22 protein-coding genes and 1 pseudogene are annotated in these 23,416 nt (G+C 56.4%); 11 read left to right on the top strand and 12 right to left on the bottom strand.

The features are described 5' to 3' along the window. Positions 1-144: 144 nt before the first annotated feature. Positions 145-477 (top strand): YceK/YidQ family lipoprotein, encoded by a 333-nt coding sequence (locus ACOTX4_RS15540; RefSeq protein ID WP_003861096.1) that lies wholly within the window; start codon positions 145-147, stop codon positions 475-477. Here the strand turns inward: ACOTX4_RS15540 and ACOTX4_RS15535 are convergent. From ACOTX4_RS15535 to ACOTX4_RS15500, 8 genes are all read right to left on the bottom strand, one after another. Continuing rightward, positions 474-1,703 (bottom strand): DUF3748 domain-containing protein, encoded by a 1,230-nt coding sequence (locus ACOTX4_RS15535; protein WP_194303902.1) that lies wholly within the window; start codon positions 1,701-1,703, stop codon positions 474-476. The genes ACOTX4_RS15540 and ACOTX4_RS15535 overlap by 4 nt on opposite strands. A gap of 51 nt (positions 1,704-1,754) precedes the next feature. Next, positions 1,755-3,092 (bottom strand): MFS transporter, encoded by a 1,338-nt coding sequence (locus ACOTX4_RS15530; RefSeq protein WP_015570129.1) that lies wholly within the window; start codon positions 3,090-3,092, stop codon positions 1,755-1,757. Positions 3,093-3,272: 180 nt separating this feature from the next. Continuing rightward, positions 3,273-4,421 (bottom strand): galactonate dehydratase, encoded by a 1,149-nt coding sequence (gene dgoD / locus ACOTX4_RS15525; protein WP_063937977.1) that lies wholly within the window; start codon positions 4,419-4,421, stop codon positions 3,273-3,275. Next, the gene (locus ACOTX4_RS15520) at positions 4,418-5,035 is read right to left on the bottom strand and encodes a 2-dehydro-3-deoxy-6-phosphogalactonate aldolase (RefSeq protein WP_003861105.1); all 618 of its coding nucleotides are present in this window, start codon (positions 5,033-5,035) and stop codon (positions 4,418-4,420) included. The genes dgoD and ACOTX4_RS15520 overlap by 4 nt, the downstream gene beginning before the upstream one ends. After that, on the bottom strand, positions 5,019-5,897 hold the full coding sequence (locus ACOTX4_RS15515; RefSeq protein WP_022650086.1) for a 2-dehydro-3-deoxygalactonokinase: 879 nt from the start codon (positions 5,895-5,897) through the stop codon (positions 5,019-5,021). Before ACOTX4_RS15515 ends, ACOTX4_RS15520 begins: the two co-directional genes overlap by 17 nt. After that, the gene (gene dgoR, locus ACOTX4_RS15510) at positions 5,894-6,583 is read right to left on the bottom strand and encodes a D-galactonate utilization transcriptional regulator DgoR (protein WP_003861109.1); all 690 of its coding nucleotides are present in this window, start codon (positions 6,581-6,583) and stop codon (positions 5,894-5,896) included. Before dgoR ends, ACOTX4_RS15515 begins: the two co-directional genes overlap by 4 nt. Positions 6,584-6,809: 226 nt before the next feature. Then, positions 6,810-7,622, bottom strand: a complete 813-nt coding sequence (gene yidA, locus ACOTX4_RS15505; protein ID WP_023295661.1) for a sugar-phosphatase — start codon at positions 7,620-7,622, stop codon at positions 6,810-6,812. A 113-nt stretch (positions 7,623-7,735) separates the two neighbouring features. After that, on the bottom strand, positions 7,736-8,761 hold the full coding sequence (locus ACOTX4_RS15500) for a zinc-dependent alcohol dehydrogenase family protein (RefSeq protein WP_023323911.1): 1,026 nt from the start codon (positions 8,759-8,761) through the stop codon (positions 7,736-7,738). A gap of 113 nt (positions 8,762-8,874) precedes the next feature. Between ACOTX4_RS15500 and ACOTX4_RS15495 the strand changes: the two genes are divergently transcribed. Continuing rightward, a complete protein-coding gene (locus tag ACOTX4_RS15495; RefSeq protein ID WP_003861115.1) occupies positions 8,875-9,810 on the top strand; it encodes a LysR family transcriptional regulator in 936 nt (311 codons plus the stop codon). Positions 9,811-9,843: 33 nt separating this feature from the next. Here the strand turns inward: ACOTX4_RS15495 and gyrB are convergent, their stop codons facing one another. Genes gyrB through dnaA form a run of 4 tightly spaced genes read right to left on the bottom strand, consistent with a single transcriptional unit; the run spans position 9,844 to position 15,856 of the window. Continuing rightward, complete coding sequence (gyrB, locus tag ACOTX4_RS15490) at positions 9,844-12,255, bottom strand: DNA topoisomerase (ATP-hydrolyzing) subunit B (protein ID WP_003861119.1); 2,412 nt, start codon at positions 12,253-12,255, stop codon at positions 9,844-9,846. Positions 12,256-12,283: 28 nt separating this feature from the next. After that, complete coding sequence (gene recF / locus ACOTX4_RS15485; RefSeq protein ID WP_022646527.1) at positions 12,284-13,357, bottom strand: DNA replication/repair protein RecF; 1,074 nt, start codon at positions 13,355-13,357, stop codon at positions 12,284-12,286. Continuing rightward, positions 13,357-14,457 carry a DNA polymerase III subunit beta gene (gene dnaN / locus ACOTX4_RS15480; protein ID WP_003861122.1) on the bottom strand — a complete coding sequence of 367 codons (1,101 nt, stop codon included), beginning with the start codon at positions 14,455-14,457 and terminating at the stop codon, positions 13,357-13,359. The genes recF and dnaN overlap by 1 nt, the downstream gene beginning before the upstream one ends. 4 nt (positions 14,458-14,461) lie before the next feature. Then, positions 14,462-15,856: a chromosomal replication initiator protein DnaA gene (gene dnaA, locus ACOTX4_RS15475; protein WP_003861124.1), complete on the bottom strand. Its 1,395-nt coding sequence runs from the start codon at positions 15,854-15,856 to the stop codon at positions 14,462-14,464. Between the two features lie 358 nt (positions 15,857-16,214). Between dnaA and ACOTX4_RS15470 the strand changes: the two are divergent. From ACOTX4_RS15470 to ACOTX4_RS15430, 9 genes and pseudogenes are all read left to right on the top strand, one after another. Then, positions 16,215-16,265: pseudogene (locus ACOTX4_RS15470) on the top strand (hypothetical protein); the annotation flags it as partial. 228 nt (positions 16,266-16,493) lie between these two features. Beyond that, entirely contained in the window at positions 16,494-16,634 is a 141-nt protein-coding gene (gene rpmH, locus ACOTX4_RS15465) for a 50S ribosomal protein L34 (protein WP_000831330.1), read from the top strand. 16 nt (positions 16,635-16,650) lie between these two features. Next, positions 16,651-17,010, top strand: coding sequence for a ribonuclease P protein component (rnpA, locus tag ACOTX4_RS15460; RefSeq protein ID WP_003861126.1), 360 nt, complete (start codon positions 16,651-16,653; stop codon positions 17,008-17,010). Then, positions 16,974-17,231, top strand: a complete 258-nt coding sequence (gene yidD, locus ACOTX4_RS15455) for a membrane protein insertion efficiency factor YidD (protein WP_001307474.1) — start codon at positions 16,974-16,976, stop codon at positions 17,229-17,231. The genes rnpA and yidD overlap by 37 nt, the downstream gene beginning before the upstream one ends. Before the next feature lie 2 nt (positions 17,232-17,233). Further along, complete coding sequence (gene yidC / locus ACOTX4_RS15450) at positions 17,234-18,877, top strand: membrane protein insertase YidC (RefSeq protein WP_003861138.1); 1,644 nt, start codon at positions 17,234-17,236, stop codon at positions 18,875-18,877. 72 nt (positions 18,878-18,949) lie between these two features. Beyond that, positions 18,950-20,314 carry a tRNA uridine-5-carboxymethylaminomethyl(34) synthesis GTPase MnmE gene (gene mnmE / locus ACOTX4_RS15445; RefSeq protein WP_015570136.1) on the top strand — a complete coding sequence of 455 codons (1,365 nt, stop codon included), beginning with the start codon at positions 18,950-18,952 and terminating at the stop codon, positions 20,312-20,314. A gap of 111 nt (positions 20,315-20,425) precedes the next feature. Next, positions 20,426-21,601 carry an MFS transporter gene (locus ACOTX4_RS15440; protein WP_003861141.1) on the top strand — a complete coding sequence of 392 codons (1,176 nt, stop codon included), beginning with the start codon at positions 20,426-20,428 and terminating at the stop codon, positions 21,599-21,601. After that, a complete protein-coding gene (yidZ, locus tag ACOTX4_RS15435; RefSeq protein WP_045332999.1) occupies positions 21,570-22,541 on the top strand; it encodes an HTH-type transcriptional regulator YidZ in 972 nt (323 codons plus the stop codon). The genes ACOTX4_RS15440 and yidZ overlap by 32 nt, the downstream gene beginning before the upstream one ends. A 122-nt stretch (positions 22,542-22,663) precedes the next feature. Continuing rightward, positions 22,664-23,410 carry a 4'-phosphopantetheinyl transferase family protein gene (locus tag ACOTX4_RS15430; protein ID WP_003861145.1) on the top strand — a complete coding sequence of 249 codons (747 nt, stop codon included), beginning with the start codon at positions 22,664-22,666 and terminating at the stop codon, positions 23,408-23,410. The last annotated feature ends 6 nt before the right edge of the window (positions 23,411-23,416 follow it).

Here is a 23,416-nt window from a genome sequence, read left to right as displayed (position 1 = left end):
GTCGCATAGACTCAGGGGCACAGCACAAAGGGTTAAATTGCGATGGCGACCACAGTGCGGGAGTTTGGAGCTATCCATTTTGGACGCGCCTCGCTATAACCCTGAGTTGCAGGTCAATGCCGTGCTACTAATGATGACTGAGTGATGATGAGAAATGTTCTGATTAAGCTGGCGACGTTCAGCGGGGTTGTTTTACTTTGCGGGTGTTCGAGCGTGATGTCGCACACCGGCGGTAAAGAAGGAACATATCCGGGGACGCGCGCCAGTGCCGCAATGATCTCTGATGATGAGACAAACTGGGGTACCAAATCTCTGGCGATTCTTGATATGCCGTTTACGGCGGTTGCCGATACGCTTTTGCTGCCGTGGGATATGTTCCGCACCGACAGCTCAGTGCGTTCGCGCGTTGAGAAAAGCGAGCAGGAGACGCTGGCAACCAACTCCGTCATCCCGCCCGCAGCGATGCCTCCACGCTAATTCTGTGTGGTTTCCGTTAGCCACAGCTGGCGGAAACCGTCCTTCGCTTCCATCCATGCAATAAATCGTCCGTCCGGGGAAAACACCACAGCGTCAGCAGACGGCGGATTGCCATGATCGGAGGTCAAAAACGTCACCTCACCGGTCTGCGCATCGCAGCAGGCAATGCGGCTTTCGAGCACAAACCCAAGTGTGCGGCCAGAAGGATGCCAGTTAAAAGCCGACTGGATATCACTTTCACTGTGGGTCAGCTGGCGCGGCTCGCCGCCCTCAGGGGAGATAAGCCACAGCTGCACAACGCCGTTATCGTCCCGCATTAAAAACGCAACCTGCGTCCCCTGTGGATTGCTGCGCACCCAGTGGCGCGGCACGTTCACCAGCCCCGGATACGCCTTCTGATGGGTGAAGGTAAGGCGGCGTTGCATGACGCCCGCAGGCGGCGCGGGCATTGTATCCGGCGTTCCCTGCAACGGCGCATCGCCCGCTCGTTTCCAGCCCTGCTCGTCTTTGGGAAGATCGACAATAAACAGTTCGGGCACTTTCTCGCCTTTCGCAGACACCGTATCGCCGATAAACGCCAGCCTGTCGTTGCCCACCCAGCCCTCTTCATAGGCGCGGTTGATCTCATCGCTGCCCGGTTTCGGGTTCGGCGTTGTACGGCTTACCAGTACGCTCCAGAAGGTGCCGGCATATTCCCGCGGATGGTTCCCCTGTGGGTTTACTGGGCCAAAAGGCGCCGCCACCCCGACGTTACGCAAATCCAGCTGCGGATCGCGCGCGTGCAGCACATGGTCGTTATAGGTAAAGCTGACGAACTGCCCGTTCGGGCTAAAAACGTGAACGTGGGTGCCGCCACGCAGCGCACCTGCCGTGTAAGGCGCGGTGATATCCATCGCATCAAGATTGCTCACCTGACCATTGTGCGCAATCACCCCCTGACGATGGTGAAAATCATACTGCCAGTCTGCATCCGGGTTTTTCGGGCCGTGGATAAAAACATATTTGTCCTGCGCCGGATGAACGGTTACCACGCCAACATGCGCGCCGTCAGTCGCACGGTAGATCGCCTCAACCTCGCCCGTACTAACATTGACCCGCTCAATGGTTTCACCGGTAAACGACGCGCCGGACGGGCGGACATCATAGACAAGCCACTGGCTGTCTGGCGTCCAGGTGTTGATGTTGGTGAGCTGGTGGTTGCGGGAAGCGAAGGTGATTTGTTTCATGAAAATACCCTGATGCGCGGTTATCGCATCAGGGTAAAACATCCGAAGGGATTAGCCTACTCGTTTCACGTCGCCGACCAGCAGGATGTAGGAGAGCGCCCCGATCAGCGCCACGGCAGAGATATACACCAGCGCCGGACCAAAGCCGTAGTCCTGCGCCAGGTAACCGATGACCAGCGGCACGGTGATCCCGCCCAGGCCGCCAACGAAGTTAAACACGCCGCCGGTCAGGCCAATCAGACGCATCGGCGCCAGCGACGACACCAGCGACCAGGTGATGGAGGCAAAACCGTTCCCGAAGAACGCTACCGCCATCAAGGTCATGATCCACACCGGATCGTTGGTGTAGTTCGCTCCCATGATGCAGGTAGAGATCAGTAGGCCGCAGATAATAGGCGTTTTACGCGCAACGCCCAGTGAGAAGCCTTTTTTCACCAGTTTGTCCGCCAGCCAGCCCGAGAGCAGGACGCCGAAAAACGCCGCAAGGAAGGGTACGGTGGTCATAAAGCCCGCCTTCAGCGCGGTAATCCCTTTTTCCTGGGTCAGATAGTTCGGGAACCAGGTGAGGAAGAACCACAGCGTGGAAGTCACCGCGAACTGACCCAGATAAACGCCCACCAGCTTACGGTGGAAGACCAGCTTCCAGTCCGCTCTGGTCAGCGGCTGGCGCGCCTCTTTTTTCACGGGCGCATCGCCGTCCACCAGGCCACCGCCGTCGCGGATGTAGTCCAGTTCGGCTTTGGTGATGCTTTTGGTCAGGCGCGGCGGCTGATAGACCTTAAACCAGATTAACGACCAGATAATGCCGATCCCGCCGGTGACGATGAACACCCAATGCCAGCTCAGTAGCTCCTGGATCCAGATTAACAGCGGCGTCAGAAATGCCAGGCCAACAAACTGCCCGGAGGTGTAAAAACCAACAGCGGAAGCGCGTTCGTGTTCCGGGAACCAGCTGGTCACCATGCGGTTGTTGGTCGGAAACGCGGGCGCTTCAAACACCCCGGTGATGGCGCGCAGGCCAATCAGTGACATCAGCCCGGTGGCGAAGCCCTGGAACAGGGTCGCCACGGACCAGCCAAAAATAGCGATAAAGTAGGTCAGACGCGACCCCACGCGGTCAAGGAACCAGCCGCCCGGGATCTGGCAGAGCGTATACAGCCAGGCAAACGCCGAGAAGACGTAGCCCATTTCCGCTTTGGTGATGCCAAACTCTTCCTGAATATGAGCCGATGCCACGGCAAGGTTGGCGCGGTCGACATAACAGATGACCACGGTAATAAAGATCATGATCAGCGTCAGGTAACGACGACGCCCGGTTTTTGCAGCAGTAACTGGAATATCCATCGCAATCTGTCTCCAGATTTTGGGCATAGCGAAGCCGCTCACCATGCCCTGTAATTTACAGAGGGTGTATTTGGTTTTTTTAATTAAAAACGTAAACGGAATACGCTAAATAATTCGTGCTGGGGGAAGGCGGCAAGTTTTCGCATCCCCGGGAGCATACAAAAGTATGTGACCGGGGTAAGAAAACGCAGCCAACGCATCACCAGCGCGAAGTATGACGCGCATTTACCACTCGGCTACGGAACCGTCTTCATGACGCCACAGTGGGTTACGCCAGTCCGGCGCACTTTTACTCAGCTCAATGACTTTGGCTTCGTCGATCTCCACGCCAAGGCCCGGCTTCGTTAACGGTTTAAAGAAACCGCCTTCCATGCTGAAGTCTTCCTTGTTTTTCACAAAGTCGAGCAGCTCCGCGCCCTTGTTATAGTGAATGCCCATGCTTTGTTCCTGGAACACCGCATTGCGCGAGACGAAGTCGACGTGCAGACAGGCCGCAAGCGCAATTGGCCCAAGCGGACAGTGCGGGGCCAGCGCCACATCGTAGGCTTCTGCCATTCCGGCAATTTTGTAGCATTCGGTGATGCCACCCGCGTGGGAGAGGTCCGGTTGCAGGATCGCAATGCCGCCCGCTTCCAGCAAGCGTTTAAACTCGAAGCGCGAGAACATGCGTTCACCCGCCGCGATGGGAATGTGCGTCTGTTCAGCCAGTTTCGGATAGTATTCCGCCTGCTCGGCCAGCACCGGCTCTTCGATAAACAGCGGGCGATACGGCTCCAGCTCTTTAATCAGCACTTTGGCCATTGGCGCGCTGACGCGGCCGTGGAAATCCAGGCCAAACTCAATCTCGTTGCCGAAAGCCTCGCGGATTTGCGCCACGGTGTTCACCGCCCGGTCTACCGCGCGCGAGTTGTCGATAACGCCCATCTCTTCGCAGCCGTTGAGTTTGAAGGTGTCAAAACCGATGTTGCGCAGTTGCCGGATACCGTCGATCACTTCCGCAGGGCGGTCACCGCCCACCCAGCTGTAGGCTTTGATTTTGTCGCGCACCAGGCCGCCCATTAATTGCCAGACCGGGGCATTCAGCACTTTGCCTTTGATATCCCACAGCGCCTGATCAATACCGGCGATGGCGCTCATCAGGATCGGACCGCCACGGTAAAATCCCGCCCGGTACATGACCTGCCACAGGTCGTTGATGCGCGCCGGATCCTGGCCAATCAGGTATTCGCCCAGCTCGTGAACCGCGGCTTCAACGGTGCGCGCACGGCCTTCAATCACCGGCTCGCCCCAGCCAACCACGCCTTCGTCGGTTTCGATTTTCAGGAACATCCAACGCGGGGGTAAACGGTACGTGGTGAGTTTGGTTATTTTCATTGCACTGCCTCTCGATACGCTTTCACAAATGCTGCCGCCTGCTGTGCGGTACGCTCAACGGGCTGTCCGGCACGATAGAGATCGCTGCCCAGCCCGGCGCCCACACAGCCCGCTTTTATCCACTGCACCAGGTTTTCCGGCGTGACGCCGCCCACGGCAAAGACCGGCACGCTGGCGGGTAAGACCGCTTTCAGCGCTTTGATGTAATCCGGACCAAAGGCCGACGACGGGAAAATTTTGAGAGACTGTGCGCCTGCATCGAGGGCGGCAAAGGCTTCTGTAGCCGTGGCGCAACCCGGGCAAACGGTCATGCCGTACTCCACCGCCCGGCGGATCACCTCGGGGTTGATATTCGGTGTGACGATAAGCTTGCAGCCCATCTTCGCCAGTTCATCCACCTGCTCCGGCTGTAATACGGTGCCAGCGCCAATCAGCGCCTTATCACCAAACGCCTTCACAATTGCCGGAATGCTTTTTTCCCACTCCGGGGAGTTGAGCGGGATTTCCACCGCGTCGAACCCGGCGTCGATCACCGCGCCAACGTGCGCTAAGGCCTCACCGGGCGTGATACCGCGCAAAATCGCGATCAGGGGAAGTTCAGTTTGCCACTGCATGAGCGATGCTCCTTATGCCTGCCTGAAATGCCGTGTCGCCTTCCACCGCAGCAACATCCCGTCCGATAGCGTGGAACGCCTGGCGGTAACGAGACGTCAGCGATGAACCCGCGACGAGCGTGATGGCCTGCTGCCCGGCGAACGCGTCGCTCAGGGTGGCGACCTCTGCGCCAATCAGCAGGCCGGACAGAAATTCGCTGACCTGTTCGCGCGGAAGATTTCCCAGCACGTGCGAGGCGCGAACCTCAAAAAGTTGCGGCAAAACGGCAGGGGATGCGATCCCGCGCTCAAGCCCGGCGGCAAACGCTTCCGGCGAAGGGGTCTGCTCCGGCAAACCGGCCCCCACCAGCGAATGCTTAAGCAGCAAGTGGTGCAATTCGCCGGTCATTACGGTGCGAAAGTCATGAATTTGCTCAGCATCCGCCTGGACCCATTTGCAGTGCGTCCCGGGCATGACGTAGACAGAAGAAGGAGAAAGCGTGCGCGCCCCGAGCAGTTGCGTCTCTTCACCGCGCATCACGTTATGGTTATCGTCGCGAGAGACGCATAAACCGGGGATAATCCAGACATTGTCGCCAACGGACGTTAACTGTTCGCCAACGGCAGTGAAATGCACCGGAACCGACAGATAAGGCGCAACCTTCCAGCCTACGTTACTGCCGACCATTCCGGCCATCACCACTGGCGTAGTACCGTCGCGCCAGTTTTGTGTCACCTCTGCTAACACCGCTGCTGGGGATTTACCGTTCAGGCGCGTCACACCTGCTTCTGATTGCCTGCGTTCCAGGCACTGCTCACCCTGGTAGAGCCAGGCGCGCAGATTGGTCGATCCCCAGTCAATTGCGATGTAGCGTGATGTCATGTGATTTCCTTCAACCTTCGTGTCGAGCTGGCGATCATGGTCAGCGCCGCCTGCTCTGCCGCATCGCCGTCCTGATGCCGTATCGCATCGAACAGCGCTTTATGTTCCTGAAGCGTTTTCGGCATGTTGGCCTCATCGCCCATCCAGGTACGTTCAAATACTGCTCGCTGTAGCGAGCTGATCGCCACGCTAAGCTGCTGTAACACCGGGTTATGCACCGACTGCAATACCGCCTCGTGGTAGCGAATGTCCGCCTCGTTGAACGCCTCCCGATTCTGGTTATTGGCGATCATGTCGTTTAAAGCCGACTCAATCTGTGCCAGGTCACCTGACGTTGCGCGCTCAGCCGCCCAGCGGGCAATGGCCGGTTCCACCAGATTTCGGACTTCGCTCATCGCGCCGATAAGCCGTGGGTCGTAGTCGTTTTCCAGTACCCATTGCAGAACATCGGTATCGAGGTAGTTCCACTGGTTACGCGGCGCCACAAACGCGCCGCGATAGCGCTTCATTTCAATCAGCCGCTTCGCCATCAGCGAGCGGAACACTTCCCGGATGATGTTGCGCGAGGTTTCAAACTCCTCGCACAGTTCCGCCTCTGCTGGCAGCGGCGAACCGGGAACGTATTTGCCACCCACAATCTGAGTGCCCAGCGTGATGACAATGCGATCGGTTTTATTGAGTGTCATGGAGAGTCCTTGTGCTCTGTAAGTCCATCACTACTTTACCGCGACCGCTGAATTTCGCCTCACTTTTGCAGTACAAACGTGAGGCCTTTCGTCTTTGCCGTGGTGACAATGTAGTACAATCAATTAATGTTGTACTACAATCAAGATCACAAAAAGAACAATTCGATAAATTCAGGGCCAAAAAAAGCCCCGGTAGATAACCGAGGCTGATGATTACAGACAGCTGCTAGGAGAGGACAAATTTCTCGATCGCCCAGGCAACGCCGTCTTCCAGGTTAGATTTGGTCACGAAGTTCGCCACTTCTTTTACCGACGGGATGGCGTTATCCATCGCCACGCCCATGCCTGCATATTCGATCATCGCAATATCGTTTTCCTGGTCGCCCAGCGCCATGATCTCCTCAGGCTTGATGCCCAGCGCATCGGCAAGCGATTTGACGCCCGTGCCTTTATTGACGCGTTTATCGAGGATTTCGAGGAAGTACGGCGCACTTTTCAGTACGGTGTATTTCTCTTTTACCTCAGCCGGAATGCGTGAAATGGCTTTGTCGAGAACCGCAGGTTCATCAATCATCATCACTTTCAGGAACTGTGTCGCCGGATCCATTTTCTCCGCTTCACAGAACACCAGTGGAATGGTTGCAACGTAGGACTCGTGCACCGTGTAGTAGCTGATATCGCGGTTGGCGGTGTAAAGCGTATTGCGATCTAGCGCGTGGAAGTGAGAGCCCACGTCGCGGGAGAGTTTTTCCAGGAACCGGTAGTCATCATAGCTCAGTGCCGTTTGCGCCACCGTGCTGCCATCGGCTGCCTTTTGCACCAGCGCGCCGTTATAGGTGATGCAGTAATCACCAGGCTGGTTCATGTGCAGCTCTTTCAGGTAACTGTGCACCCCGGCATACGGGCGTCCGGTGGTGAGCACCACGTTTACGCCTTTTTCGCGTGCGGCGGCGATCGCATTTTTAACGGCAGGAGAGATAGTGTGGTCTGGCAGCAGCAGCGTGCCGTCCATATCGATTGCAATGAGTTTGATGGCCATGGGGTCCCCGGGATAAATGAGTGCTACCTCATGCTAACGCGATTAAGCACACAAAAATAGAGCTACCTTGCGCAACAAAAAGCCCCTTTTACGTTTATCCCGGGAACGGGAACTCACTCGCGGGTGAGAACGATTTTGCCAAACGCACCGCGATCCAGATGCTCAAGCGCCTGTTCCAGCTCGTCAAAACGGTAGCGATGCTCAATCACCGGTTTTAACTCCGTGACATCAACAGCACGGACAAAATCTTCCAGCGCCCGGCGGTGTCCAACCCCAATCCCCTGAATGACGGGGGATTTCAGCAACAGCTCGCTTGCAGGCAGAGAAATTTCTGTCCCGGCCAGCACGCCAATGACCGATATCCGCCCATGAACGGCAACGGCGCGCAGGGAATGTCTCAGGTTCTCCCCACCCACGGTTTCGATAATATGGTCGATGCCGCGATCCTGCGTCAGTGCCAGCGTATTTTCAGCCCAGTCGCCTTTCAGTCGGTTGATGCCCTGGCTGGCCCCCAGCTTTTTGGCCCGCGCCAGTTTTTCATCACTTCCCGAGGAGACAAACACCTCTGCGCCGTGCGCTTTTGCTATCTGCAAAGCGAATAGCGCCACTCCGCCCGTCCCTTGTACCAGCACCGATTGCCCGGCGCGTAAATGACCGCGCTCCACCAGCGCGAACCATGCGGTAAGCCCCGCGCAAGGAAGCGTACTGGCCTCAGCGTCATCCAGGCTTTCCGGGGACGCCACCAGCGCGTTTTCACTCACAATCACATATTCGGCCAGCATGCCCTGGAAGTATCCACCGGACGTTTTATAGGGCAAATCGCGCGCGTCTGCCTGCGGCTTGCCGTCGATCCATTCCGGGAAGAAGGTTGAGATGACGCGTGCGCCGGGTTTGAAACGCGTAACGCCTTCACCGATGCTGTCCACCACGCCTGCCATGTCAGATGCTGGGGTAAACGGGAAGGAAAGCGGAATCGGCATCGTGCCTTCAATCACCATTTTATCCCGGTAGTTGAGCGCAACGGCATTAACCCGTACGCGGACCTCTCCCGGGCCTGGCTGTGGAACAGGCTCCTGAACGAGCCTGAGGCTTTCACGACCAAGGGCATCCATTGACCAGCGTTGCATTGTTGCTGTCATTTTTTTCTCCTGTCATCAGATGATTTTCAGTTCTGACAGTCTACCGTTGACTCAGCGTCACCAGTGGCGATAAGTTTTCCCTTCATTGATGACCAAATTGATACAATTCATCCATGACCGATACGCTGAAAGATATTCCCGTTTTCGTTGCCTCCGTTGAGGCAGGAAGTTTTGCCCAGGCCGCCGTCCGTCTGCATTTGTCGCGCTCGGCGGTAGGAAAAAGCATTGCTCGTCTTGAAGAGAGGCTGGGGGTTCGTCTGTTTCATCGGACCACCCGCAGCCAGAGGCTGACCGATAACGGCGCGCTTTTTTATGAACGCTGCCTGCGCGCGCTGGAAGAGATCCGTGGCGCTGAATCGCAGCTTGAAACCGGAAAACATCAGGTCAGCGGTCGGCTGCGTGTTGCCATGCCGGTGCTGTTTGGTCGCCAGTGTATCGCCCCGCTGCTAATAGAGCTGGCGCAGGAGCATCCCGGGCTTGAGCTTGAAATGTCCTTTAGCGACCGCATCGTGGATCTTGTGGAAGAAGGGTTTGATATGGCGGTGCGCAATGGCACCCTGGCTGACAGCGCCGTGCTGGTCGCCAGAAGGCTGGGGGTGCACCGAATGGTTCTGTGTGCCGCGCCGGATTATCTGATTAAGAATGGCCAGCCGCAAAGCGTTGATGATTTACGCCAGTATACGGCCATTAACTACACGCGTGCGGGCAGAGTCTTACCCTGGCAGCTGATGGATTACGATGGCACGTCGCGCACGTTTATTCCCCGCTCATCCCTCAATATGGATGATTTGCAGGCGATCTGCGACGCGGCGCTGGCCGGCCACGGTATTGCATGGTTACCCTGCTGGATGGTCATCAAAGAAATTCATCAGGGAAATCTTGTCCCGCTCTTTAAGCAGGCCCCGGATGTACGCTTCGACGTTCATGCCGTCTGGCAGCAGACGCCACACCTGCCGCTAAGGGTAAGAATTGCCATAGATATGCTGGTCAAACGTTTACCGGCAGTGATGTCGCTGGAGTTTCCTGCGTCCATAAAAAAGCCGCGCTAAAGCGCGGCCAGTTATGTTGTCGTAAAGCGACGATTAAATATCGATATTCGCCGCCTTCAGGGCGTTCTCTTCGATGAAGGCGCGACGTGGTTCAACCGCATCGCCCATCAGGGTCGTGAACAGCTGATCCGCTGCAATCGCGTCTTTAACGGTAACGCGCAGCATGCGGCGGCTTTCCGGATCCATGGTGGTTTCCCACAGCTGATCCGGGTTCATTTCGCCCAGACCTTTATAACGCTGAATAGAGAGGCCGCGACGGGACTCTTTCACCAGCCATTCCAGCGCCTGCTCGAAGCTTGCCACCGGCTGACGGCGCTCGCCACGTTCGATGAACGCATCGTCTTCGATCAGACCGCGCAGCTTCTCGCCCAGGGTGCAGATACGGCGGTATTCCGGACCGGTAACAAACTCGTGCTCCAGCGGGTAGTCGGTATCGACGCCGTGGGTACGCACGCGGACGATCGGCTCGAACTGCTGCTCAGCGTTCTGCTGAACGTCGAACTTCCACTGGCTGCCGTGCTGCTCTTTCTCGTTCAGCTCGCTCACCAGGGTGTTCACCCAGCGGGTGACGGTCTGCTCGTTGCTCAGATCGGCTTCGGTCAGGGTCGGCTGGTAAATCAGCTCTTTCAGCAGCGCTTTCGGATAGCGACGCTCCATACGGCCAATCATTTTCTGCGTGGCGTTGAACTCGGAGACCAGACGCTCCAGCGGCTCACCGGCCAGCGCTGGCGCGCTGGAGTTTGCGTGCAGGGTCGCACCATCAAGGGCGATCGCGATTTGGTACTGATCCATCGCGTCGTCATCTTTAATGTACTGTTCCTGCTTGCCTTTTTTCACCTTGTACAGCGGTGGCTGCGCAATGTAGACGTGGCCGCGCTCAACGATTTCCGGCATCTGACGATAGAAGAAGGTCAGCAGCAGCGTACGGATGTGCGAGCCGTCGACGTCCGCATCGGTCATGATGATGATGCTGTGATAACGCAGTTTGTCCGGGTTGTACTCGTCGCGACCAATGCCGCAGCCGAGCGCGGTGATGAGCGTCGCCACTTCCTGAGAAGAAAGCATCTTGTCGAAGCGCGCTTTCTCAACGTTGAGGATTTTACCCTTCAGCGGCAGAATCGCCTGGTTCTTGCGGTTACGGCCCTGCTTTGCAGAACCGCCCGCGGAGTCCCCTTCCACAAGGTACAGTTCAGACAGCGCCGGGTCGCGTTCCTGACAGTCAGCCAGTTTGCCCGGCAGGCCTGCCAGGTCCAGCGCGCCTTTACGACGGGTCATTTCACGCGCTTTACGCGCCGCTTCACGGGCACGCGCCGCATCGATAATTTTACCCACCACGATTTTCGCGTCGGACGGGTTTTCCAGCAGGTATTCGCTCAGCAGTTCGTTCATCTGCTGTTCAACCGCCGATTTCACCTCAGAAGAGACCAGCTTGTCTTTGGTCTGTGAGGAGAACTTCGGATCCGGCACCTTCACGGAGACCACGGCAATCAGGCCTTCACGGGCATCGTCACCGGTGGCGCTGACTTTCGCTTTTTTGCTGTAGCCTTCTTTGTCCATGTAAGCGTTCAGGGTACGAGTCATCGCCGCGCGGAAGCCCGCAAGGTGCGTACCGCCGTCGCGCTGTGGAATGTTGTTGGTGAAGCAGTAAATGTTTTCCTGGAAACCGTCGTTCCACTGCAAGGCCACTTCTACGCCGATACCGTCTTTTTCAGTAGAGAAGTAGAAGATATTCGGGTGAATTGGCGTTTTGTTCTTGTTCAGATACTCAACGAACGCCTTGATACCACCTTCGTAATGGAAGTGGTCTTCTTTGTTGTCGCGTTTGTCGCGCAGACGAATCGACACGCCGGAGTTCAGGAACGACAGTTCACGCAGGCGTTTCGCCAGAATGTCGTACTCGAATTCGGTGACGTTGGTGAAGGTTTCAAGGCTCGGCCAGAAACGCACCATGGTACCGGTTTTCTCGGTATCACCCGTGACGGCCAGCGGCGCTTCAGGCACGCCGTGCTGGTAGATCTGACGGTGAATTTTGCCTTCGCGCTGGATAACCAGCTCCAGCTTCTGCGACAGGGCGTTTACTACGGATACGCCTACGCCGTGCAGACCGCCGGAAACTTTATAGGAGTTATCATCGAACTTACCGCCTGCGTGCAGAACGGTCATGATCACTTCCGCAGCAGATACGCCCTCTTCCGGGTGAATACCGGTTGGGATGCCACGACCGTCATCGGTAACGGACACGGAGTTGTCCGCATGGATCGTGACCACGATGTCTTTACAGTGACCCGCGAGCGCTTCGTCGATAGCGTTATCTACCACCTCGAATACCATGTGGTGCAGACCGGTGCCGTCATCCGTGTCGCCGATATACATACCCGGGCGCTTACGCACCGCATCCAGCCCTTTCAGGACTTTGATACTGGAGGAGTCATAAGAATTCGACATCAACGTTTCTCGCTCATTTCAACTTGGGTTAATCCGTTATTTTACCCTTTTCCACGGTAAACATCTTCGAATTTTCGTCCGACATGTCCATAACGTGTTCAGCGCTAATGGCGCTGACGAAAACCTGCGACTGCGTGGCTTTCAGGCGGCTGGCAAGCAGCCCGCGCCGCGCGTCGTCAAGTTCCGAGGCAAAATCATCTATCAGGTACAGGCAGCGTCGCCCACTTTCGCGGGTGAGGAACTCCCCCTGCGCCAGGCGCAGCGCACACATCAGGAGCTTCAGCTGCCCGCGCGACAGCGTGTCTTCCACCGGCGCACCGTCGGCACGAATGCGGAAGTCCGCCTTGTGCGGGCCGTGCGCGGTGTAGGTCAGCATGCGGTCGCGCTCGAAGCTTCTCTCTAACACCTCGGCATAATCCGTCTCTTTCTCCCAGCCGCGCTGGAAAGAAAAGGTGAGAGAGAACTCGGGTAAAAACTGTTTGCAGGTGTCGGCCATGTCTTCGGCGATACCTGCGCTGTATTCGGCACGCCAGCGGCTGATTTGTTCCGCTAGAGGGATGAGTTCCATGTCCCACGGACGCAGCTGGGCGTAGCGCGTGACCTGGCGCAATGCGGCGTTACGCTGTTTAAGCAGACGCTTCAGGTTGCTCCAGGCGTTAAAGAAACCGGCTTCATTGTGAAAGCATCCCCAGTCGAGGAACGCTCTTCTGTATTTGGGGCCGCCGTTGAGTAAAGTAAACCCCTCGGGCGTAATCAGCTGCATCGGCATCAGCAGCGCCAGCTCCGCCACCTTGTGGCCATCGGTGCCGTCGATGCGCACCTTGCTGTCGCCCTGCTTGTCTTTGGTCAGGCCGATGGCGGTTTCCCGCTCTGCGCCCTGCAAACGCCCATGCAGCACAAACGCATCCTGTTCGTGGCGAATCACGCGACCAATCTGCAAACTGCGAAACGCCCGGCCGTGGCCGAGCGTATAGATGGCTTCCAGCACGCTGGTTTTGCCGCTGCCGTTCGCGCCAACCAGGAAGTTAAAGCCAGGGGATAAAGCGAGATCCGCGCTTTCGATATTGCGAAAGTCGCGGATCAACAGACGGGTGAGCGACATTACAGTCTCATTGGCATGACAACATAAGCAGCCGACTGTGATGCGGCATCTTCAATCTGTACGCTCGAAACGGAGTCAGTCAGCAGGATGCGAACGTTCTCGCATTTCAGTGCATTCAGCACATCCAGCACGTAGCTGACGTTGAAGCCGATTTCCATCTCAGCCCCGGCGTAGGTGACGTCCAGTATCTCTTCTGCCTCTTCCTGCTCCGGGTTGTTGGCGGTGATTTTGATCTGGTTTTCACTCACGTACAGACGTACGCCGCGGAATTTCTCGTTCGAGAGAATAGCGGCACGCGCAAACGCCTGCTTGAGGATGTCGCAACCCGCCTCCAGCGTTTTGTCCGGATTCTTCGGCAATACGCGGCGATAATCCGGGAAACGACCGTCTACCAGCTTCGATGTGAAGACAAAATCGCCCACGTGGGCACGAATATTGTTGCTGCCAATCTGCACGCGCAGTGGGGTATCGCCGCCGTCGAGCATGCGCATCAGTTCAATTACGCCTTTACGCGGTACGATCACCGAATGGTTTGGCAGTGAATCGCCAATCGGCATGGAACAGACCGCCAGACGGTGACCGTCGGTCGCCACGGTACGCAGCTCTTCACCTTCGGTTTCGAACAGCATGCCGTTTAAGTAGTAACGAACGTCCTGATGCGCCATGGAGAACTGCGTGGCTTCAATCAGACGCTTCATCGTCGCCTGCGGCAGGGTAAATTCAACTTCGCTCTGCCAGTCATCCAGGTTCGGGAAGTCCGCAGCGGGCAGCGTGGAGAGGGAGAAACGGCTGCGGCCAGAGCGCACCAGCATGCGGTCGCCCTCCAGCTGCACGGCGATTTCAGCGCCTTCCGGCAGCCCACGGCAAATATCAAAGAATTTACGTGCCGGAACCGTGGTCGCGCCCGCGTCGTGCGGCTGAGTCAGCGTAACGCGCGCGATCATTTCCATTTCCAGATCTGTGCCGGTCAGCGACAGCGTACCGTCCGCGACCTGAAGCAGCAGGTTTCCAAGAATAGGCAGCGTAGGGCGGCCGCCTAATGGGCCACTCACCTGTTGCAGCGGTTTTAATAAATGTTCACGTTCAACGGTAAATTTCATAGCGTCACGATGATAATGTTCTGATTAAATTGGAAAAATCTTCTTTTATGTCGTGGCTTTCTTCGCGTAGCTGCTCGATCTTGCGACAGGCGTGCAGCACGGTCGTATGGTCACGGCCACCAAACGCATCACCGATTTCCGGCAGGCTGTGGTTGGTGAGCTCTTTTGCCAGCGCCATCGCCATCTGACGCGGACGCGCCACCGAGCGGGAACGACGTTTAGACAGTAAATCTGCCACTTTGATCTTGTAGTACTCAGCCACCGTCTTCTGAATATTGTCGATAGTGACCAGTTTTTCCTGCAAAGCCAATAAATCGCGCAGCGCTTCACGCACAAAATCGATGGTGATCGCACGACCGGTGAAGTTGGCGTTAGCGATAACGCGGTTCAGCGCCCCTTCCAGCTCACGCACGTTGGAACGCAAGCGCTTGGCAATAAAGAACGCCACTTCACCCGGCAGGCGAATGTCGTTCTCGTCGGCTTTTTTCATCAGGATCGCGACGCGGGTTTCCAGTTCCGGCGGCTCGATCGCCACGGTCAGGCCCCAGCCGAAGCGGGATTTGAGACGATCTTCAACGCCGTTGATCTCTTTTGGATAACGATCCGAGGTCAGAATGATCTGCTGATTGCCTTCCAGCAGGGCGTTAAAGGTATGGAAAAACTCTTCCTGCGATCGTTCTTTATTGGCAAAGAACTGAATGTCATCGATCAGCAGCGCATCAACGGAACGGTAGTAGCGTTTAAACTCTTCGATCGCATTGTTTTGCAGGGCTTTTACCATGTCCTGAACGAAGCGTTCGGAGTGCATATACACTACTTTGGCATTGGGCTTACGCGCCATAATGCCGTTGCCCACCGCATGCAACAGGTGCGTTTTACCGAGACCCGTGCCGCCATACAGGAACAGCGGGTTGTAAGCGCCACCGGGGTTATCGGCAACCTGGCGAGCCGCCGCGCGCGCCAGCTGGTTCGACTTACCTTCAACGAAGTTATCGAACGTGTGTTTCACGTTAACGTTAGAGCGGTAGGTAGGCTCAGCGGGGGCCGGAACGTTATCCCAACCCTGACGAGCCGGTGCAACGCGAGGCGCTGGAGCGGGCGCCGCCTGTGCAGGGGCTGCCACATTGACAACTTCACGAACGGTTTGGGTGACCGGCTTTGTGCCCACTTCAAAACGCAGCTGTGGGGCATCTGACCCGCAGAAATCGTTCAGCAGTCCATTGATGTTATTAAGGTATTTATCCCTTACCCAATCGAGCACGAAACGGTTTGGCGCATACAAAGCCAGCGTGTTATCGCTCAGTTCCGCCTGCAACGGGCGGATCCACATACTGAATTCTGTGGCTGGTAACTCATCCTGCAATCGGGCAAGACACTGCTGCCAAAGCGAAAGTGACACGGCGGACTCCACTCGAACAATAAAAGAAAACTATTGAATATTCATGATTGTTGGCGCACATCGACATGACCCCATCAGGGTGATGTGCGAACCGCTATCTGCGGTTATACACGCTATCGTTGATACAGCCTGAACGATGTTGTGTTTATGCCCGACCAGGATCGCTGGATCCCGATCGGGACCGCGGATCATAGCCTAAACTGAGCCAGAGATCTTCTGTTTCTCACAGATTCTTCCCGATTTATCCACAGGAAGATCCGGAATCGGGTAAGTGTAAACGATCCTGACGCGAGTGCCTCGCGATTTAGGCCGCATATTGGAAAATTTAATGAGCACAGACAATTTTTGGCTTAAATGATCTAACGAAGATCCGGGACGATCCTTGCGCTTTGTTGGCGAGCCCGTATAATCCTCGACCCGGCGCGTGATGCTCATCTTCCTGCGTCGTCCGTTGCTCATTTTCCACGCGAAATCGTGCGGAAATACGCGGGAAATAAGGAAAGAGAATTGACTCCGGAGTGTACAATTATTACAATCCGGCCTCTTTAATCACCCACGCTGAGGCGTTAGTCGTTCGAATCTCGTTCGGGTATACGCAAAAGTCAGTGAATTTATTCAAGTTTAGGTAGAAATCGCCATGAAACGCACTTTTCAACCGTCTGTACTGAAGCGCAACCGTTCTCACGGCTTCCGTGCTCGTATGGCTACTAAAAATGGTCGTCAGGTTCTGGCACGTCGTCGTGCTAAAGGCCGCGCTCGTCTGACCGTTTCCAAGTAATAAAGCTAACCCCTGAGTGGTTAAGCTCGCATTTCCCAGGGAGTTACGTTTGTTAACTCCCACTCATTTCACTTTCGTCTTCCAGCAGCCACAACGGGCTGGCACGCCGCAAATCACCATCCTCGGCCGCCAAAATTCGCTGGGGCATCCCCGCATCGGTCTCACAGTCGCCAAGAAAAACGTTAAGCGTGCGCATGAACGCAACCGGATTAAACGTCTGACGCGTGAAAGTTTCCGTTTACGTCAGCACGAACTGCCTTCAATGGATTTCGTGGTGGTGGCGAAAAAAGGGGTTGCCGACCTCGATAACCGTGCTCTCTCGGAAGCGTTGGAAAAATTATGGCGCCGCCACTGTCGCCTGGCTCGCGGGTCCTGATAGCCCTCATTCGGGTCTATCAACGCCTGATTAGTCCGCTACTCGGGCCACACTGCCGTTTCACGCCAACATGCTCAAGCTACGGAATTGAGGCATTGCGCAGGTTTGGAGTGATAAAAGGCAGTTGGTTGACGGTGAAACGCGTATTAAAATGCCACCCTTTACACCCAGGTGGAGACGACCCCGTCCCTCCAGGACCTTTTGATACCAGAGAACACTAACGATGGATTCGCAACGCAATCTTCTTATCATCGCTTTGTTGTTCGTGTCTTTCATGATCTGGCAGGCATGGGAGCAGGATAAAAATCCTCAACCCCAGCAGCAGACCACGCAGACCACGACCACCGCAGCGGGTAGCGCCGCCGACCAGGGCGTACCGGCCAGTGGCCAGGGGAAACAGATTACGGTTAAGACCGATGTGCTTGAGCTGACTATCAACACCCGTGGTGGTGATGTTGAGCAGGCGCTGCTGTTGACCTACCCGAAAGAACTGAAGTCTACCGAACCGTTCCAGTTACTGGAAACCACGCCTGAATTTATCTACCAGGCGCAGAGCGGCCTGACCGGTCGTGATGGCCCGGATAATCCGGCTAACGGTGCGCGTCCACTGTATAACGTCGAGAATGACACGTTTGTACTGGCTGATGGTCAGAACGAACTGGTTATCCCGATGACCTACACCGACGCGGCAGGCAACACCTTCACCAAAACCTTCACCCTGAAACGCGGTGAGTATGCGGTGAACGTGGGCTACAGCGTACAGAACGCCGGTGCGAAACCGCTGGAAATCTCTACCTTTGGTCAGCTGAAGCAGTCCATCAATCTGCCGTCTCACCGTGATACCGGAAGCAGCAACTTTGCGCTGCATACCTTCCGTGGCGCGGCTTACTCCACGCCAGATACCAAGTACGAGAAATACAAATTCGACACCATTGCCGATAACGAAAACCTGAACGTCAGCTCTAAAGGCGGTTGGGTCGCAATGCTGCAACAGTATTTCGCGACGGCGTGGGTACCGAATAACGACGGTACGAACAACTTCTACACCGCGAACCTCGGCAACGGTATTGCAGCCATCGGCTACAAATCTCAGCCGGTTCTGGTGCAGCCGGGTCAAACCGGTAAACTGGCAAGCACCCTGTGGGTCGGCCCGGAAATCCAGGACAAAATGGCTGCCGTTGCGCCGCACCTGGATCTGACCGTGGATTACGGTTGGTTGTGGTTCATCTCTCAGCCGCTGTTTAAGCTGCTGAAGTTCATCCACAGCTTCCTGGGTAACTGGGGCTTCTCCATCATCGTTATCACCTTTATCGTTCGTGGCATCATGTACCCGCTGACTAAAGCGCAGTACACCTCCATGGCGAAGATGCGTATGCTACAGCCGAAGATTCAGGCTATGCGTGAGCGTCTGGGCGATGACAAACAGCGTCAGAGCCAGGAGATGATGGCCCTGTATAAAGCAGAGAAAGTGAACCCACTGGGTGGTTGCTTCCCGCTGCTGATTCAGATGCCAATCTTCCTTGCGCTGTACTACATGCTGATGGGTTCCGTTGAGCTGCGCCACGCGCCGTTCGCCCTGTGGATCCATGACCTGTCCGCACAGGACCCGTACTACATCCTGCCGATCCTGATGGGCGTGACGATGTTCTTCATTCAGAAGATGTCTCCGACCACCGTGACCGACCCGATGCAGCAGAAGATCATGACCTTTATGCCGGTCATCTTCACCGTGTTCTTCCTGTGGTTCCCGTCAGGTCTGGTGCTGTACTATATCGTCAGCAACCTAGTGACCATCATCCAGCAGCAGCTGATTTACCGTGGTCTGGAAAAACGTGGCCTGCATAGCCGCGAAAAGAAAAAGTCCTGATTCGGTAACTTAACGCTAAAATAAGGGCGGTCGATTGACCGCCTTTTTTATTTGTATTGAACGAGAGCAACCATGAGCCATAACGACACTATCGTCGCCCAGGCAACCCCACCGGGACGCGGTGGTGTAGGCATTCTGCGTATCTCCGGCCTGAAGGCGCGTGAGGTGGCCGAAGCGGTGCTGGGTAAACTGCCAAAGCCGCGCTACGCTGATTATCTGCCGTTTAAAGATGCTGACGGCACACCGCTGGACCAGGGCATCGCGCTGTGGTTCCCCGGCCCAAACTCCTTTACCGGCGAAGATGTGCTGGAACTTCAGGGCCACGGCGGCCCGGTGATCCTCGACCTGCTGTTAAAACGTATTCTGACCCTGCCTGGCCTGCGCATTGCGAAGCCGGGTGAGTTCTCCGAGCGTGCTTTCCTCAACGATAAGCTCGACCTGGCGCAGGCCGAGGCGATTGCTGATCTGATCGACGCCAGCTCCGAACAGGCGGCCCGCTCCGCGCTGAACTCGTTGCAGGGCGCGTTTTCCGCACGCGTGAATCACCTTGTGGAAGCACTTACTCACCTGCGAATCTATGTCGAAGCGGCTATCGACTTCCCGGACGAGGAGATCGACTTCCTCTCAGACGGTAAAATTGAAGCTCAGCTCAACCAGGTGATGAACGATCTCGATGCCGTCCGCGCCGAAGCGCGCCAGGGCAGCCTGCTGCGTGAAGGCATGAAGGTGGTCATTGCCGGACGCCCCAACGCCGGGAAATCGAGCCTGCTGAACGCCCTGGCGGGCCGTGAAGCGGCGATCGTCACCGACATAGCCGGCACCACCCGCGACGTGCTGCGCGAGCATATCCACATCGACGGAATGCCGCTGCACATCATCGACACCGCTGGCCTGCGCGATGCGAGCGATGAAGTCGAGCGTATCGGTATCGAACGCGCCTGGCAGGAGATCGAGCAGGCCGACCGCGTGCTGTTTATGGTGGACGGCACCACAACCGACGCCGTTGACCCGGCTGAAATCTGGCCAGACTTTATCGCCCGTCTCCCGGCTAAACTGCCGATCACCGTGGTGCGCAACAAGGCCGACGTTACCGGCGAAACGCTGGGCATCAGCGATGTGAATGGTCACTCACTTATTCGCCTGTCGGCCCGTACCGGTGAAGGCGTGGAAGCCCTGCGTAGCCATCTCAAACAGAGCATGGGGTTCGACACCAGCATGGAGGGTGGCTTCCTGGCGCGTCGTCGTCACTTGCAGGCGCTGGAAGAGGCGGCTCGCCACCTTGAGCAGGGTAAAGCCCAGCTGATCGGCGCGTGGGCCGGTGAACTGCTGGCGGAAGAGCTGCGTCTGGCGCAACAGAACCTGAGCGAGATCACCGGGGAGTTTACGTCGGACGATCTGCTTGGACGGATTTTCTCGAGCTTCTGCATTGGTAAGTAATTCCCGTTAATACAGGGTGATTTCCACCAGGGAAATCACCATTGTCCAAATGGCAACTCGCCTAATCCCCTTTCACCCCCTATCCTGCATGCCTGCATCTATGGGGGGTTTATGGCGCGTTTTCTGTTTTGTAGTTTCGCATTAGTTCTGCTTTATCCGTCCGGCATTGATATGTATCTGGTGGGGCTACCGCATATTGCCCGCGATCTGGGTGCCAGCGAGGCGCAACTGCACATCGCGTTTTCGGCCTACCTCGCGGGAATGGCGTCGTCGATGGTATTTGCCGGGAAAATCGCGGATAAAGCAGGCCGCCAGCCCGTCGCGATTACGGGTGCAGTTATCTTTGCGCTGGCATCAGTACTCTGTTCAGTGGCTCAGGAAAGCACAATGTTCCTGTCAGGACGTTTTATCCAGGGCATTGGCGCAGGCGGCTGTTACGTGGTGGCCTTTGCCATTCTGCGCGATACCTTGAGCGCCCAGCGCCGCGCCAAGGTGCTGTCGATGCTGAACGGCATTACCTGCATCATCCCGGTGCTGGCACCGGTTGTAGGCTACCTGATTATGCTTAAATTTCCGTGGCAGAGTCTTTTCTGGACCATGGCAGCCATGGGCGCCATCGTCTTTATCCTGTCCGTGACGGTGCTGAAAGAGACCCATCCCGGTTCGCAACAGCCATATCACACCGCAACCCTCCATCCGGCTGAAAAGCTGGTGAATCGCTTTTTCCTGAGTCGGCTGGCAATCACCACGCTTAGCGTGGCGGTGATCCTCACCTATGTAAACGTTTCCCCGGTGTTGCTGATGGAGACGATGGGCTTCGATCGCGGTGAGTATTCAACGGTGATGGCGCTAACCGCGATGGTGAGCATGGCGGTTTCATTCTCAACGCCCTTTGCGCTCAACATCTTCCGCCAGCGCACGCTGATGCTCACCTCACAGACGCTGTTTCTCGCCGCAGGCGTGATCCTGGCGACCGCCACCTCACACGCTGTAATGCTGGTGGGCATTACTTTGATCTGCGCCGGATTCTCCGTCGGCTTTGGTGTGGCGATGAGTCAGGCGCTTGGCCCCTTCTCGCTGCGGGCAGGCGTGGCCAGCTCGGTGCTGGGCATTGCGCAGGTCTGCGGTTCTTCGCTATGGATTTGGCTGGCGGCGGTGATCGGCCTTAACGCGCTGAATATGCTGATCGGGGTTCTGATTGGCTGTAGCATACTCTGCATTACCTTACTTATGGTCATCCAGCCCGCGGCGCACTATGAAGAAGCCCATCAGCAGTCTCGATCTTAATCTTTTACTTTGCCTGCAACTTTTGTTGCAGGAGCGCAGCGTCACCAAAGCCGCGAAGCGGATGAACGTGACGCCGTCCGCGGTGAGTAAATCGCTGGCGAAGCTGCGCGACTGGTTCGACGATCCGCTGTTTGTGAAAACGCCTTTAGGGCTACTGCCCACGCCGCTGACGGTGAGTCTGGAACAGGATTTGGCCGACTGGATGCAGATTGGCAACCAGATCCTCGATAAATTCCACCATAGCTCTCCAGGCGGGCTTAAGTTTGTGCTCGCCGCCGAAACACCGCTGATGCTGATCCGCTTTAATACCCTGCTGGAGCAGGTGAACGAGCGCTACCCACAGGCGACGGTGAAACTGCGGCAATGGGATTACGATTCGCTGGACGCCATTACGCGCGGAGAAGTGGATCTGGGCTTCACCGGGCGTGAAACGCACCCTCGCTCGCGCGAACTGCTAAAGCTGATGCCGTGGTTTATCGACTACGAAATCCTGTTCAGTGACCGTCCGTGCGTGTATTTGCGCGAGGATCATCCCGCGCTCCAGGAAGCGTGGGATCTGGAGACGTTTCTGCGCTACCCGCATATCAGCATCTTCTGGGAACGCAGTGACACCTGGGCGCTCGACGAGGTGCTAAGGGAGATGGGCCGGGAGCGTAACATCGCCATGAGTTTGCCCGGTTTTGAACAGTCGATGTTTATGGCGGCCCAGCCGGATCACAACTACATAGCCACTGCGCCGCACTACTGCCATCACTACAACCAACTCCACCAGCGTAATCTGGTCTGTCTGCCCATTCCCATCGATGAGGCGCAGGCAGAAAAGCTCACCGTACCCTTCACGCTGATCTGGCATAAACGGAACAGCCATAATTCGAAAATCCTCTGGCTGCGTGAGACGATTAAAGCGCTGTATACCGCACCAGATCAGGTTTTTGCCTAAGATAATGTAAAGTTCGGTGCTCAGGCTTCTCTTATTTCCATTTACTGATTAAAACAGAAGCTAAGTTAAGCGATAATCATGTAACCGTTTAACCGACTACGACCATTATCAAGGAGCGAAAAATGGCTACGCACTTTGCACGAGGAACATTAACGGAAGGGCATCTCGTATCGGCCAGACTTTCTTCAGCCTGTCACAGTGAGGCGCTCAAACTACCTGAACACCGCAGGACGCGGTTTTTAGCTTCCAGAGCGCTCCTCGCAGAACTGCTTTTTATGCTCTACGGCACTAGCGAACTACCGGACATACTCACCCAGCCAGAAGGTCGCCCGGTTTTTGCGGACCCGGCACTCCCCCATTTTTCCATTGCGTACACCGGCAACATTGTTGGCGTCGCGCTGACGACTGAAGGTGATTGTGGCCTGGATATGGAGCTGCAACGCGTCACGCGTAGCTTCCATGGTGCTAACGCGCTCGATGAATACCCGCTCTCCAGCAATGAAAAGCTGTGGATACGTAACCAGAACGACCCTGTTGAAGCCAGAGCGCAGCTCATCACCCTTCGCCAGAGCATCCGCAAACTGAACGGCGCGGCGTCAGACGACGCCAGCCTGTTGCAGCTGCTCCCCGGCTCCGGACGCCTGCGCGCGACAAAAGCCTCGCTGGTAGAGGCGCTCAGCGACGCTGAGGACGTACTGATCTGGTCCGTTGCGGTGAGCCCCGCCATCGAACGGCTGAAAATCTGGGAATTTGACAGTATTCGCGGTTGGCGTAGTCTTCCGGATGTCCCTGAGCGCGCCAACGAGCCCGCCGCGCGCCTGATGCGATTAACCAGTTTACCGGCAGAAAAAGCATACACCCATAGCTGATCCGTC

Source organism: Enterobacter cloacae complex sp. IR5459 (assembly GCF_049238005.1).
Taxonomy (GTDB): domain Bacteria; phylum Pseudomonadota; class Gammaproteobacteria; order Enterobacterales; family Enterobacteriaceae; genus Enterobacter; species Enterobacter hormaechei_C.
The sequence above is the reverse complement of the archived record's forward strand: the minus strand, read 5'-3'. Positions and strand labels throughout refer to the sequence as shown.